Genomic DNA, 13,010 nt, shown 5'->3' on the forward strand with positions numbered 1-13,010 from the left:
TCCTTGCCGGTGTGCACGGCCGGGCGGACGACGCCTCGGCCTAATGGGAGGGCGTGGGCCTTTGAGGACCCTGGCCTTCTCTCATGAGGTGCTCACCCCGGGGGCGGGTGGAAACCGCACGGTGGCGCCGCTTGCGCTCGGAGAGCACCAGCAGCAGCGCCGGGAAGGTCACCAGCATGATGAGCAGGTTCATGCCGAACCCCACGTTCGCCAGCGCGCCAATGGAGTTGAGGCCCGGGTGGTCCGCGAGCAGCAGCGCGCCAAAGCCCACCGCGCTCGTGAGCAGGCCGCCGCAGATGGCCTTGCCCGTCTCCGAGTACACCCGCACGAAGTCGCTGCTCGGCGACGCGAGCCGCGTGATGAGGTGCACGCCCGCGTCCACCGTCGTCCCGATGAGCACCGGGATGACCAGGATGTTGAGGTAGTTGAACTCCATGTGCAGCAGCGGCATCAGCCCCAGCACCGCGAACAGCGACACCACCGTGGGCATCAGGCACAGGAGCGCGGTGCGCAGGCCGCCCAACGTCACCCACATGGCCAGCAGCACCGTGAGCGTCGAGCCCAGCAGGATGAACGGCGCCTCGTGCGCCACCGTGTCGAAGATGTCCGCCTGCACCATTGCCTCGCCCGCCACCACCGCGGCCCGGCCGTCCGGCAGCACCACCCCGCGCACTTCCTTCGCCAGCCGGCGCATGGCCTGGCCGTCGGACTGATCCGCGGACGGATACACCAGCACGAAGCCGGTGCCCGGGCCGCCGCGTCCCTCGAACTGCTGGCGCACGCTGCTCGGCAGGTCCGCCTCGGTGAAGGGCTTCGCCTCCACCTGCCCGCGCAGCTCCGCCAGTTGCTGTCGCTGCTGGGGGGTGAGCTGCCCTTCGGGCACGCCCTTCAGCAGCTTCCCGATGTCCTTCAGGATGGCCTGCTTCTCCAGCTGCCGGTCCGGCACGATGCTCGCGAGCGCCGCGACGAAATCCACCGTGGAGTCCGCGCCCCGCTGCTGCTTGCGTGCCTGGAGCTGCTGGACGACCGCTGCCTCCTCGCCACGCGAGTTCGTGAGCACCACCAGCGGGACCTGCGAATAGCCGATGAGCTGGTTGACGGCGCGGTCCAGGACGAACGAATCCAGGCGCTGGTCCTGCAACGATCCGATGTCGTAGTCGAACCGCAGGCGCGGAAGCTGCGTGAGCAGGCCCGCCACGACGAGCACGGACACCACGGTGAGCAGCCCACGCCGGTGGGTGATGACGCGGCCCAGCGGGGCCTCCGTCGTCTCCGTGGAGGACGCCCGAGGCCTCCAGCCCCAGCGCGACACCAGCCCCAGCACCGCCGGCAGCACCACCACGTACGCGAGGATGAGCACCAGCATGCCCACGCCCGCGATGACGCCGAACTCGCGGAACGCCCGGAGCTGGGACGTGCCCAGCACGAAGAAGGTGAGCGCCGCCACCAGCGCGGAGACGAGCGCCGCGCCCCCCGTGTGCGTGAACGCCTCGCGCGTGGCCTCCTCGGAGGACCTCCCCTCTCCGCGCAGGGCGAGGTAGCGGCCCAGCAGGTGGATGCCGTGCTCCACGCCCAGGCCGCCCAGGATGGCGCCCAGGAAGGCGGTCAGCAGATTGACCTGCCCGTACGCCACGGCCACCAGGCCGTAGGTCCACGCGAGGCCCGCGCCCACCGGCGCCAGCACCAGCCCCACCGACAGCGCGCTGCGGAAGTGCAGGACCAGGTAGAGCAGCACCAGCACCGTGGCCACCGTCGAGGACACGGCCACGTCGCGGGTGATCTGCGCCTGCTGATCCATCTTCTTCTGGAACGAGCCGGTGATCTCCGTGTGGAAGCCCGGCCCGTACTTCGCCAGGTCCTGCTGCTTCAGCACGGCCTGCACCTCGCCGACGATGTTCCTGGAGAAGGTGAGGTCCGCGGACGACGTCTCCGGCTTGGCCAGCACCACCACGCGGCGCGCGGAGGGATCCAGGTAGTAGTCACTGGGATGGCTGGACAGGCGCGTCACCGCGCCGCCGTCGTACTTCTTCTCGATGTCGCTGAAGTCCAGCGACGGAGCCGGTGCGTCGTCCAGCGAGACGAAGAGCGGGTTGGCGCGCTGCCGCTCCCACGTGAGGCGCGCGTCGATGCGGCGCTCCACCTCCTTCAAATCTTCTGGCGACAGGAAGTAGAGCGCATGGCTCCGGAAGAAGCTGCTGGGGCGGGTGATCTCCACGTAGCGGATGCCCGGCAGCGCCTCCAGCTTCGGCGCCACGTCATCCGCGAAGCGCTGGAGCTGCGCCGGGTCCGCGTCCTCGCCCACCACCACCACCCACCCCTGGGCGCCGAAGCGCTCCTCCAGGCTGTGGATGGCCTGCACACTCTCGAAGGAGTCGGGCAGCAGGCTCACCAGGTTCGCGTTGAGGGACAGGTGGCGAGCGGACAGCAGGCCCACGACGGACAGCACGAGCGCGCAGACGAGCGCGACGACAGGGCGGCGGTGGTTGTGCGCGGCCAGCGCACCCATCGTGCGCTCCACCCGGTGCATCCACGTGCGCTCCGCTGGTGAAGACGGGGGTGAGGCCATGACCGTGCTCCCATGGGCGCCTGCTTCCTGGCAGGACCCGTGTCGGAGCAAAAGCTGACCATCCCGCAGTCTCCTGCACCACGGCGCGACGGGGAGGCCCGCCCGTACGCCCAGGACCGCAAGGAGGGGTGGGGCAAAATGCCTCAACCGCCAGAGGGAGAGGCGATCCCCTGGCATGACACGCGCTGGGGCGGCATACATGGCGCGGTTTGTTCATGCCCGCTTTGTTCCCACGACCAGGCATACGGCCGGTGGAGGCCCCGGGCCGATGCCTGGACGCACGGTGGCTCGGGGCATATACGCGTGAGCAGCCCGGTTCGTTCGGGCTCAAGGTTGTCCCGGTCGTCACGGCGCGGGCTTTCAGCAGGAAATCACATCCATGAGTGAGACGCGGTGGTCCGGACGGTTCGAGGCGGCGATGGGCTCCCTGGCGGCCCGCGGCCACCAGCGGCCCTGGGTGGCGCTGTTCGTGGCGCTGTTGCTGACGGGCCTGGGCGTCTTCTTCGCACGCGACCTGCGCCTCAACGCGGACCTGACGAACCTGCTGCCCAGGTCGTTCCCGTCCGTGCAGGACCTGGAGAAGCTGCGCACGCGCTTCGGCGGCATGGGCAACGTGGTGGTGGCCGGCATTGGCGCGGAGCCGGAGCAGCTCAAGCAGTTCGTGGATGACATGGCGCCGAAGCTGGCGACGCTGTCGGAGGTCCGCTTCGTCAACGCGCAGCGGCCCAGCCAGTTCTTCGACGAGCACGGCCTCTACTACGTGGACCTGCCGGACCTGAAGACCATCCAGGAGCGCATCGACGCGCGCTTCGCGTGGGAGAAGGAGCAGGCCAACCCGCTCTTCGTGCGGCTGGAGGAGGAGCCCCCTCCGTCGCTGGACTTCAGCGACATCCAGAAGAAGTACACCGGCGGCGCGAACATGCGGCTCGCGGGGCAGGGCGGCCTGTACTACCTGGATCCGCAGGAGCGCATGGTGGTGATGCTGCTCAAGGCCCGGGGCTCGTCCGCGGACCTGGGCTACTCCAAGCAGGTGATTGCCCAGGTGCAGGACTACCTGGCGAAGCAGGACCTGTCGAAGTACGGCCCCGGCTTCCACACGGAGATCACCGGCACGTTCAAGAAGAAGATCGACCAGCAGGCGGTCATCACCGGGGACCTGGCGCGCGCGTCCTCGCTGGCGCTGGTGCTGCTGCTGGCCTACCTCGCCTTCCACTTCCGCAGCGCGCTGTCCGTGGGCCTCACCATGGTGCCGGTGATCGCGGGCCTCATGTGGACCTACGGCTTCGTGGGCGTGGCGTATGGGCAGGTGAACCTCCTGACGGGCTTCCTCGCGGCGGTGCTGGGCGGCCTGGGCGTGGAGCACGGCATCCACCTGGTGGGGCGGTGGGGCACGTTGCGCTCGGAGGGCATGACGTCGGAAGAGGCGGTGCGCGAGACGTTCAAGCACACGGGCTTCTCCGCGCTCATCTCCGCGCTGGTGGCGGCGCTCACGTTCCTGAGCCTGTCGTGGTCGGAGTTCAGGGCGTTCCACGAGTTCGGCGTCATCGCGGCGGTGGGCATGCTGGTGAGCGTGGCGTCGTACCTGCTCATCCTGCCGGCGCTGCTGGGGCTGGTGTCGCGCGTGGGCTGGGTGCCGCGCGAGCACCAGTCGCAGTCGGGGCCCATGGCGATCCTGGCGCGCTTCCTGCCGCGCCGCTACCGCGCGGTGGTGCTGGTCCTTGGCGTGGCGCTGGTGGGGCTCATCAGCCAGGCGTACCGGGTGACGTTCAACTACGACTCCACGAAGCTGGATGACGTGTCGCTGCCGAGCGTGCGGCTGGACCGGCGCATCGACCACATCCTGGGCTATTCCGCGACGCCGGTGGTGGTGCTGACGGACACGCAGGGGATGGAGCGCGAAGTGGTGAACCAGCTCCAGGCGCGCAAGGCGAAGTACGGCAAGGACTCCACCATCGACTTCGTGGGCGCGCTGGAGGACCTGGTGCCCCAGCACCAGGAGGAGAAGCACGCGCTGCTCCAGTCCATCCACAAGAAGCTCCAGCGCATCGACCCGGAGCGCGTGGAGAAGGCCCAGCGTGAAGAGCTGCTGCGCGCGGTGAGGATGACGGCCGCGAAGCCCTTCACGCGCGAGGACCTGCCGGTGGGCCTGCGCCGCCAGTTCGAGCCGGCGGCCGGCCAGAAGGGCGGCGTGGTGCTGGTCTACGCGAACGTGAGCCTGTCGGACGGCGTGGGCACGCGGCGCTTCACCAAGGAGGTGCGCAACCTCCAGATGCCGGACGGCAGCCAGGTGTCCGCGGCGGGCGAGGCGCTCATCCTGGCGGACATCCTGGACATGGTGGCCTCCGAGGGGCCGCGCATCCTGGTGGCCGCGGTGGTCAGCGTCTTCCTGGCCATGTGGCTGACGCTGGGCTCCTTGCGCAACGCGGTCATCTGCATGCTGCCCACGCTGCTCTCCATCGCGGCGCTGGTGGGCCTGATGTCCATCCTGGGCCTGCAGTTCAACTACCTGAACATCGTGGTCATCCCGGTGCTCATTGGAACGACGGTGGACGCGGGCGTGCACCTGATTGAACGCCTGGGTGAACCGGGCGCGGACTTCACCACCGTGTACGCGGAGACGGGCCGGGCCATCACCGGCGGCCTGCTCACGAGCGCCATTGGCTTCCTGGCGCTGGTGTTCGCCAAGCACCCGGGCCTCAACTCCATTGGCGACCTGGCCAACCTGGGCTTCGCGGTGAACATGATCATCGTGCTGGTGGGCTTCCCGGCGCTCCTCCTGCTGGTGGACCGCTGGCGCAACAAGCACGGCGCCGCCGCGACCCCGGCCAGCGACGACGGAACCGGGCGCCCCGCGGAGAGCTGAACCCCACCGGGGGGGCTGGGGCCGTTCCGCAAGGCGACACTGCGGAGAGACGAACGGGCATGGGCGCCCGGGAGTCCCCGGTCCCATCTTGCTCCGGTATGGGGCGCCCATACTTCAGGCATCAATCCGGCCGGATGTTCGAGAACGCCTTCATGGAGGCGGCCTCGAAGCTGCACCCCGCGGTGCCGGTCCTCCTGTACGTCCCGCTCACGGTGGGCCTGCTCGGGTGGGGCCTGTACGCGGGACGCACGACGGTGGGGGCGAGCGTGCTGTTCGTGCCGCTCGGCCTGTTGACGTGGATCCTCATGGAGTACAGCACCCACCGGTACTTCTTCCACTGGGAGGGCAAAGGCCCGCTCACCCGGCGGGTGCATGAGATTGCCCACGGCTACCACCACAAGTACCCGGACGACGCCCAGCGCCTGGTGATGCCGCTCATCGTGACCGTCCCGCTGTCGTCCCTCATTGGCGGGTTGCTGTGGCTGGTGGGCCGCCCGGTGCAGATGCTCCCGTACTTCGTGGGCATCGTCTGGGGCTACGTGGCCTACGACACCCTCCACTGGGCCACGCACCACCGCACGCCGCGGACGGCCTGGGGCAAGGCGCTGCGCGCGCACCACATGGCGCACCACTTCGCGACGCCGGACCGCAACTTCGGCATCAGCAACCGGTGGGTGGACATCCTGATGGGCAGCGGCGGACGAAGCTCCAGGCACGCCGGGAAGGAAGCGTCAGTCCAGGAGGCTCCTGCCAGGGAGGGCTCCAGGGAGAGCTCTGGCGCCAAGACGTGAGGCGCGAAGCGCGAGCGGCAGTTTACGCGGCCTGCTCCGGCACGCCCGTCCACGCGGCCACGAAGTCCGCGAGTCCCCGCAGCTGCCGGTCGTTGAGCGTCGCCTGCCAGCGTGCGTGGCGCACCGCCCGGTAGGCCTCCGGCGCGTCCCAGCCGCGCGCCACCATCACCGCCAGCCCCATCAGCGGCCCGCGCCCCACGCCGTGCTCGCAGTGCGCATACAGCACGCCGCCCGCGTCCAGCCGGGGCAGCGCCCAGCGCACCCCTTGCGAGAGCTGCTCCACCGACGGCGGATAGCGGTCCGTCACCGGCAGGCTCAAGAGCTCGATGCCCAGCGCCGCCAGCGCCTCGCGGTCGTCACAGCGCTCCGCGCGCAGGTCGATGACACACGTGATGCCCCGGGCCTTCAGCTCGCCGTAGCGCGCGCGGGCCACGCTGCCGCCCACGTGCAGCCATGGGTTCACCTGGGACACGTTGAGCGCGCGCTTGCCGGGGAGCTTGGTGGTCCACTCCACCCCGCGCGCCACCACCCGCAGCACCTGCTTGCGCACGAACCCCCGGACGCCCGGGACGTGATGCACCGACCGAAGCAACGACTCGCTCACGCTTGAAGACCCCTGCCGGCTACTCGCCTTCCACCGACACTTCCATCAACCCTTCCACCGGCGCCTTGCCCGGGCGCTCCATCACGCCCCGCAGCAGGTACGTCACCGGCGAACCCACCACCGGCTTCACCAGGCCGCCCAGCACGCCCAGCGACTCCACGGGCGCGCTGCGCTGGAGCAGCGACGTGCCCTTGAGCGTCATCGCCGGCTTGCCGTCGCGGTCGGTGAGCTCCGCCCGAAACGTGCTCTTCTCCTTCGCCCCCATCTGCGTCACCGTGAAGGACTCCAGGAGCCGCGCGGCCCCCTTGCCCTCCCAGACGTAGACAGGCGCGTAGTCACCCTCCTGCCCCTCGCGCGCCAGCACCACCACGTGCTGCGGACCCTTCATCGCGCGGAAGCGCACCCAGCGCTTCGCCAGCTTCGCCGGCGCCACCGTGCTGCGCGAGTGGTCCGCGTACCCGCCGCCCGTCAGCGTCACCGCCGCGGCCTTGGGCACCTGGAGCGTCACCTTCACGGGGCTCGCGCCCAGCAGCACCTCGTGGCGGTAGCGGTCCTTGCCGTTCTCCACCACGGAGCCCTCCGGCGACCACGGCTCGGGCTTCTTCGCGTACTCCAGCGTCACCCGCCCGCTGTCCAACGCCGCGTCCACCTTCAGGCCCGCGTCCGTCACCTGGGCCGTGCACGTGCCCAGCTTGAGCGTGTCCGTGTCGGGCGTGTAGCCCCACTCCTTCGCCCCCATGCGCGTCTGCGGCGACCAGACAGGCTTGCCCGGCCGCAGGACGGTGGCGCGGCAGATGCCCGTGCGCGACCCCGGCCCGATGTTCGTCACCGACAGGTTCACCGTCACATAGGTGCCGTCGTCCGCATCCGCCACGAAGGTGAAGCTCTCTCCGTACCGGTCGCTGGAGTCGTAAGACAACCCCAGCACGCCGCCCGCCGCCGCCACCCCCGGAAGCGAAAGCAGGGCCCCCACCAGGAGGGCCCTCAAGCCGCGGGCGCGCGTTTCACGCCGCATGGGGCCGCTGCTCCAGGAGCTCATCCGACGACGTGTCGTTGAAGACGTAGTCGCGCTGCAGGGGCAGGTTCCACGCGAAGTAGACGATGCCGCGCACCACCCACCAGCCCAGCGTGTACGCCAGCTGCGGGTGCAGCGTGAGCAGCGCCACGCCGCCCGCGTTGAGCAGCGCGCTGGTCGCGCTCACCAGTGTGTAGCGCGCCAGCTGCGGCGCCACCGCCCCCTGGCTGCGGAAGGTGATGACCCGGTTGATGGAGTAGTTCACCACGCCGCCCAGCACGCAGCCGGCCACCGTGGCCCACACCGGAGAGAGGCCTCCCCACTCCACCATGCCCAGCACCGCTGCGAAGTCCACCGCCGTGGCGATGGCGCCCGCCGCCGCGTTGAAGCCGAACAGCGCCACGCCCGAGCGCTGCCGCACCGGCTTCTTGGGCGTCAGGGCCCGCACCAGCGTGCGGAAGCGCGCCAGCGCCGTGACGTTGCTCAGGACGGCCACGAACACCAGGCCCGCCACCGCCAGCCAGTGCATGGGGTGCTTCTCCGCCGGCCAGAACAGCGCCTCCAGGATGGGGGACAGCGCCGTGCCCACGCCCAGGAACAGCACCCGCTCCAGCCGCTGCATCGCGCCGTCGCGCACGCTCACGCCCAGGCCTTCACCCTTGGCGCGCACGTACGGCACCAGCGAGGAGCCCAGGAGCGCCCCCAGCGCGGGCAGGAGCACCCAGGTGTCCCGGTAGTACCAGGCCAGGCCCATCAGCATCGCGGAGTCCACGTAGCGGTCCAGCACGGAGTCCAGCGCCGCGCCCGCGGGGTTGGCCTCCTTGCGGGTGCGCGCCACGCGGCCGTCCATCACGTCCAGCACGCCCGCCAGCAGGAACAGCCAGCCGCCCAGCGCGAAGCGGCCCGCCGCCACCGCCACGCCGGAGGACACGCCCAGCAGGCCCGACAGCATGGACAGCGCGTTGGCCGGCAGGCCCGAGCGCAGGAGCACCCGCCACAGCGGCTGGATGACCCAGAAGAAGTAGTGGCGCAGGAAGAAGCCCACCAGCACCGACTTGCCGCGCGTCAGCGTCTCCGCGTCCCGTGGGATGCCCTTGATGGCGCAGCGGATACAGAAGAGCACCAGGCCCACGAGGAAGTAAGCGACCGCGAAGAGCGCGGGCGCCAGCGCGGTCCAGATGCGCGCCGAGGGGGACAGGTCGCCACTCAGCAAGGCCAGGACGTTGTCATGCACGGGTGTTTCCTCCAGACGGCAGGGACACGGGCGCCATTCCTGGCGCTCCCATGGCCCGTCTTGCGAAGACAGCCCTCACGGCGACGAAGGCCACGACCGCCGCGGCCATGCCCGCGAGCACGTCGAGGACATAGTGGTGCGTGAGGTACACGGCGGAAAAGGCGACGAGCAACGCGAACAGGATGGTGCCCACCCGCCACGCGGGGCCCTTGTGCCACAGGACGAGCACCATCATCAGCGGGTAGGCCGCGTGCAGCGACGGCATGGCCCCGAAGACGTTGGGGTTTCTGGCGTAGAAGTTCGCGAAGTAGTGGATGCCGAAGAAGGCGTCGAAGCGCGCGGTGCCCGCCGGACTGGGTGGCGCCGCCAGGTTCGCGACTCCCGGCCCGTACTTCAGCACGTACCAGGGGGGCGCCGCGGGGTAGAGCACGTAGATGACCACGCCAATGGCGTTCACCACGAAGAAGGCCCAGCAGAGCTGTTCGAACCTCGCGTCCTTCTTGAAGAAGAACAGGAGCGCCACGAGGAAGACCTCGTAGAGGTAGGCCGCGTAGGCGAAGCCGCACAAGAGGTCCAACGGCGTGTTGGGGTGACGCGACCACCACTCGGGCCAGTGCGTGCCTCCCGGGGCGGGGAACAGCAGCTTCTCCAGGTTCCACAGGTCGCCGGTGTGGATGGTGCCGCGCACCCCCAGCCACAGCGCCTGGCTGTCCAAAATCATGCCGGTGAGCCACAGCGGGAACGCGCCGCGGAGGAACCGCCGCGGGCCGGCGCCGGCCCAGGCCAGCACCACCAGCAGCAGGTCCGCCGCGCCGTGCTCCCACCGGACTCTTCCGGTGGTGACCACCAACGCGAAGTGGCCCGCCGCCATGACGGTGACGAGCCACTTGAACGCGGAGGCGTTCTTATCGGGCGAGCGGGAGGTCATCCCCGTAGTAGTCCAGCCCCAGGTGGGTGATGGGCTCTTCGCCCGCGACGACGCGCAGCGTGTTCTTCAGCTTGGTCAGCTGGATGAACAGGTCGTGCTCCACCGGCAGGCCGGGGTGCGCCATCGGGCTCTTGAAGTAGAAGGACATCCACTCCTGGATGCCGCGCCACTCCAGCCGCTTGGCCAGGTCCAGGAACAGCGCGATGTCCAGCACCAGCGGCGCCGCCAGGATGGAGTCGCGGCAGAGGAAGTTGACCTTGATCTGCATCGGGTAGCCCAGCCACCCGGTGATGTCGATGTTGTCCCAACCCTCCTTCGCGTCGCCGCGGGGCGGGTAGTAGTGGATCGACACCTTGTGCGAGTACTTGTTGTACAGCTCCGGGTACAGGTCCGGCTGCAGGATGGTGTCGAGCACGCTCGACTTGGTCACTTCCTTGGCCTTGAAGGCCTGGGGATCATCCAGCACCTCGCCGTCACGGTTGCCCAGGATGTTGGTGGAGAACCACCCCTCCAGGCCCAGCATGCGCGCCTTGAGCGCGGGCGCGATGACGGTCTTCATCATCGTCTGGCCGCTCTTGAGGTCACGGCCCGCGACGGGCATGCCCTCCTGCTTCGCCAGCTCCTGCAAGGCGGGCGTGTCCACGCTGGCGTTCGGCGTCGCGTTGGCGAACGGCACGCCTTCCTTGATGGCCGCGTAGGTGTACAGCGCCGTGGGGTTCACGTCCGTGCTGTTGCTGTCCAGCGCCTTCTCGAAGTTGGCCAGCGACTGGAAGGCCTCCGGCAGCGGGCGGAAGGTCTCCACGCTGCTGCACACCACCATCACGGCGCGCTTGGCGTTGAGCTCCTTCTTGAAGTCCCGGATGTCCTGGCGGATGGCCTCGATGCTCTCGCGGTGCGTCTTCGTGGCCTTGATGTGGTTGGCCGCGATGCGCCGCACGAACTCGGGGTCGTGCACGCCCTGCTTGGGCTTGATGCCCTGGAGGAAGGGCTTCACCTGCTCCAGGTGCTTGTCGTTCAGCACGCCAGAGCGCACGGCCACCTGGTAGGCGTCCTCGCTGATGATGTCCCAGGCGCCGAAGACGACGTCTTCCAGGGTGGCCAGCGGCACCAGCTCATTGAGCTTCACGGTGCGGCCGTCGGTGCGCTTGCCCAGACGGGCGGTGCCCATCTGCGTGAGCGAGCCAATGGGGGCGCCCTTGCCCTGCCGCGCAAGCTCCACACCCGCCATCAGCGTGGTGGACACCGCGCCCAGGCCGGGGATGAGCACCGCCAGCTTGCCCTCGGGCTTCGCGACCTTCTTCTTGTTCTCCATTGTGCTGATTCCTTCAAAAGGCGGGAAATCGCTCCGCCCCAATGAGCGTCTCCGAGTCCGTCCATCCGGCGCCGGCAACGCTGCCGGACGGAAGGTGGAAAATCTCGAAAGCGGATGGTTGATACTCTAAACCGTCTGTCACTTCAACGTGATGTGCGGACGGTTTTCCGGCTCGTACCACGGCGGCGCCCGGCTGCATGACTCGGGCCGAGGCCGGGTTACAAGCCAGGACGAACGGCGCTGTCAGAGAAACAGCATCCATGGGGCAAAAGTCTCACCCACCACGGCGGGCTCCCTCGGGGGCGCTCGCCGGGTGGGTCCGGGTGGTACGGGTCTGAGGCTGTCCTGCTTTCACACACCCCCTGACACACGTGTCAGCTTTTGAGAGCGTGGGAGCCGCCGGGTTTCCGGCGGCCCCTGTCCGGGCCGCCGATCAGTTGTGGCGGGCGCCCCGGTCGAGCTTCTGGTTGTCGCCCGGGTGGTACTTGTCGCCGGTGAGGACGGCCTTCACGAACCCGACCAGCTGGACCATCTTGCTGTTGGGCGTGTCCCAGTACTCGGCCTTCTCGACGGAGACGCGCAGCAGGGCGAGGTTCGGATCATCCAGCCCCTGGGGGAACCAGGCCTTGAGGGACGGGTTCCACAGCTCCTTCGCCTTGGCCTTGTCGTGGACCAGCTGGCAGCGTCCGCTGACGGACACGTACCGGTCCTTCGTGGGGTCGGAGTAGGCGAGGCTGACATGGTGGTCCTTCTGCACCTCGTCCACCTTGTGCGTGTGGTCGTTGGTGAAGAACCACAGCTCCCCGTCGAAGTCCTTGTCGTAGGTCCACATCGGCCGGCTGCGCAGGCTGCCGTCGGTGTCCACCGTCGTCATCATCGCGACCTTGATGCCGTGGATGAGCTTGCCCAGGTGCTCCACCACGTCCTGCGGACTCTTCGTCGTCGTCGTCATGTGCTCGCCTCCCCTTGGGGGTTGAAGGTAGGCAGCGGCCGGGCGGGGAACACCGTCCGTGCGGGCGGGTCGCCACCAGGGCAGCCGGGCGTGTGATAGGGGGCGTGCCGGGCGCGCTTGCTTGTTTCTTCCTTCGGAACGGGGCGTGACGCCCGGGAGCGACACGGATGCTGAAGACCGCGTGGAACGAGTGGAGCCTCAAGGCGCTGCAGCTGGAGACGGCCCTGCTGGCGCTGGAGGAGATTGAGCTGCCGGACGCGATGCACGCGCTCCAGGACGCCGCGCAGCAGAAGCTGCTGGAGCTGGCGCGGGCGTGGCAGAAGACGCAGCCGGCGAAGGAGCCGCGCCAGTGGAAGCGCGAGGAGACGGCCGGGGGCACGCCGCGCGACGAGGAGCTGGCGGACCTGGTGAAGGGCTTCCGCGAGGACGCCAAGACGTGGACGCTCTACCGGCTCACCAGCGACAAGAAGGAAGTGGTGGAGACGGTGGTGTCGGAGGGGCGCGCGTGCATGGCGGCGGGCGGCGAGTACTACCTGGGCCAGTGGGACGCGGAGGAGGGCGTGCTGGAGGTGGGGCGCGACGACGAGGCCGGCGAGCCCGGCACCGGGCTGGTGTTGGAGCCCGGCGGAGAGCTGCGCTACACGCCGTCGCCGGATCTCTAGGCCGCGCGGTCTACGACTCGAAGAGCTTCACCATCCGCGCGCGCAGCTTGTCGTCCGGCAGCCGTCCGAAGCCCGCCTTCACG

At 69.3% G+C, this 13,010-nt stretch carries 10 protein-coding genes; 3 read left to right on the forward strand and 7 right to left on the reverse strand.

What is annotated here, in order from left to right; genetic code table 11:
• Window positions 1–40: 40 nt before the first annotated feature.
• A complete protein-coding gene (locus D7W81_RS13585; protein ID WP_244227201.1) occupies window positions 41–2,566 on the reverse strand; it encodes an efflux RND transporter permease subunit in 2,526 nt (841 codons plus the stop codon).
• A 379-nt stretch (window positions 2,567–2,945) separates the two neighbouring features.
• On the opposite strand from D7W81_RS13585, the gene D7W81_RS13590 reads away from it, so the two are divergent.
• Window positions 2,946–5,429 (forward strand): efflux RND transporter permease subunit, encoded by a 2,484-nt coding sequence (locus tag D7W81_RS13590; protein ID WP_120555787.1) that lies wholly within the window; start codon window positions 2,946–2,948, stop codon window positions 5,427–5,429.
• Window positions 5,430–5,563: 134 nt separating this feature from the next.
• The gene (locus tag D7W81_RS13595; RefSeq protein WP_120555788.1) at window positions 5,564–6,220 is read left to right on the forward strand and encodes a sterol desaturase family protein; all 657 of its coding nucleotides are present in this window, start codon (window positions 5,564–5,566) and stop codon (window positions 6,218–6,220) included.
• 22 nt (window positions 6,221–6,242) lie between these two features.
• Here the strand turns inward: D7W81_RS13595 and D7W81_RS13600 are convergent, their stop codons facing one another.
• The 6 genes from D7W81_RS13600 to D7W81_RS13625 all read right to left on the reverse strand — a co-directional run bounded on the left by D7W81_RS13600 (window position 6,243) and on the right by D7W81_RS13625 (window position 12,265).
• Window positions 6,243–6,824, reverse strand: a complete 582-nt coding sequence (locus tag D7W81_RS13600) for a protein-tyrosine phosphatase family protein (protein ID WP_120555789.1) — start codon at window positions 6,822–6,824, stop codon at window positions 6,243–6,245.
• A 19-nt stretch (window positions 6,825–6,843) separates the two neighbouring features.
• The gene (locus tag D7W81_RS13605; protein WP_120555790.1) at window positions 6,844–7,839 is read right to left on the reverse strand and encodes a hypothetical protein; all 996 of its coding nucleotides are present in this window, start codon (window positions 7,837–7,839) and stop codon (window positions 6,844–6,846) included.
• On the reverse strand, window positions 7,829–9,073 hold the full coding sequence (locus D7W81_RS13610) for a GtrA family protein (RefSeq protein WP_120555791.1): 1,245 nt from the start codon (window positions 9,071–9,073) through the stop codon (window positions 7,829–7,831). The genes D7W81_RS13605 and D7W81_RS13610 overlap by 11 nt, the downstream gene beginning before the upstream one ends.
• Complete coding sequence (locus tag D7W81_RS13615) at window positions 9,066–10,001, reverse strand: phosphatase PAP2 family protein (RefSeq protein ID WP_120555792.1); 936 nt, start codon at window positions 9,999–10,001, stop codon at window positions 9,066–9,068. The genes D7W81_RS13610 and D7W81_RS13615 overlap by 8 nt, the downstream gene beginning before the upstream one ends.
• Window positions 9,979–11,313 (reverse strand): inositol-3-phosphate synthase, encoded by a 1,335-nt coding sequence (locus D7W81_RS13620; protein WP_120555793.1) that lies wholly within the window; start codon window positions 11,311–11,313, stop codon window positions 9,979–9,981. Before D7W81_RS13620 ends, D7W81_RS13615 begins: the two co-directional genes overlap by 23 nt.
• 433 nt (window positions 11,314–11,746) lie before the next feature.
• Window positions 11,747–12,265 (reverse strand): pyridoxamine 5'-phosphate oxidase family protein, encoded by a 519-nt coding sequence (locus D7W81_RS13625; protein WP_120555794.1) that lies wholly within the window; start codon window positions 12,263–12,265, stop codon window positions 11,747–11,749.
• Between the two features lie 167 nt (window positions 12,266–12,432).
• Between D7W81_RS13625 and D7W81_RS13630 the strand changes: the two genes are divergently transcribed.
• The gene (locus D7W81_RS13630) at window positions 12,433–12,927 is read left to right on the forward strand and encodes a hypothetical protein (RefSeq protein WP_120555795.1); all 495 of its coding nucleotides are present in this window, start codon (window positions 12,433–12,435) and stop codon (window positions 12,925–12,927) included.
• Window positions 12,928–13,010: the final 83 nt, after the last annotated feature.

This window comes from Corallococcus aberystwythensis (assembly GCF_003612165.1).
GTDB classification, from domain to species: domain Bacteria; phylum Myxococcota; class Myxococcia; order Myxococcales; family Myxococcaceae; genus Corallococcus; species Corallococcus aberystwythensis.

Bases quoted from the DNA above. Each gene is read 5' to 3' on its own strand.
- D7W81_RS13590 (WP_120555787.1), top strand. From the start codon at position 2,946: ATGAGTGAGACGCGGTGGTCCGGACGGTTCGAGGCGGCGATGGGCTCC.
- D7W81_RS13595 (WP_120555788.1), top strand. From the start codon at position 5,564: ATGTTCGAGAACGCCTTCATGGAGGCGGCCTCGAAGCTGCACCCCGCG.
- D7W81_RS13615 (WP_120555792.1), bottom strand. From the start codon at position 10,001: ATGACCTCCCGCTCGCCCGATAAGAACGCCTCCGCGTTCAAGTGGCTC.
- D7W81_RS13620 (WP_120555793.1), bottom strand. From the start codon at position 11,313: ATGGAGAACAAGAAGAAGGTCGCGAAGCCCGAGGGCAAGCTGGCGGTG.
- D7W81_RS13625 (WP_120555794.1), bottom strand. From the start codon at position 12,265: ATGACGACGACGACGAAGAGTCCGCAGGACGTGGTGGAGCACCTGGGC.
- D7W81_RS13585 (WP_244227201.1), bottom strand. From the start codon at position 2,566: ATGGCCTCACCCCCGTCTTCACCAGCGGAGCGCACGTGGATGCACCGG.
- D7W81_RS13605 (WP_120555790.1), bottom strand. From the start codon at position 7,839: ATGCGGCGTGAAACGCGCGCCCGCGGCTTGAGGGCCCTCCTGGTGGGG.
- D7W81_RS13630 (WP_120555795.1), top strand. From the start codon at position 12,433: ATGCTGAAGACCGCGTGGAACGAGTGGAGCCTCAAGGCGCTGCAGCTG.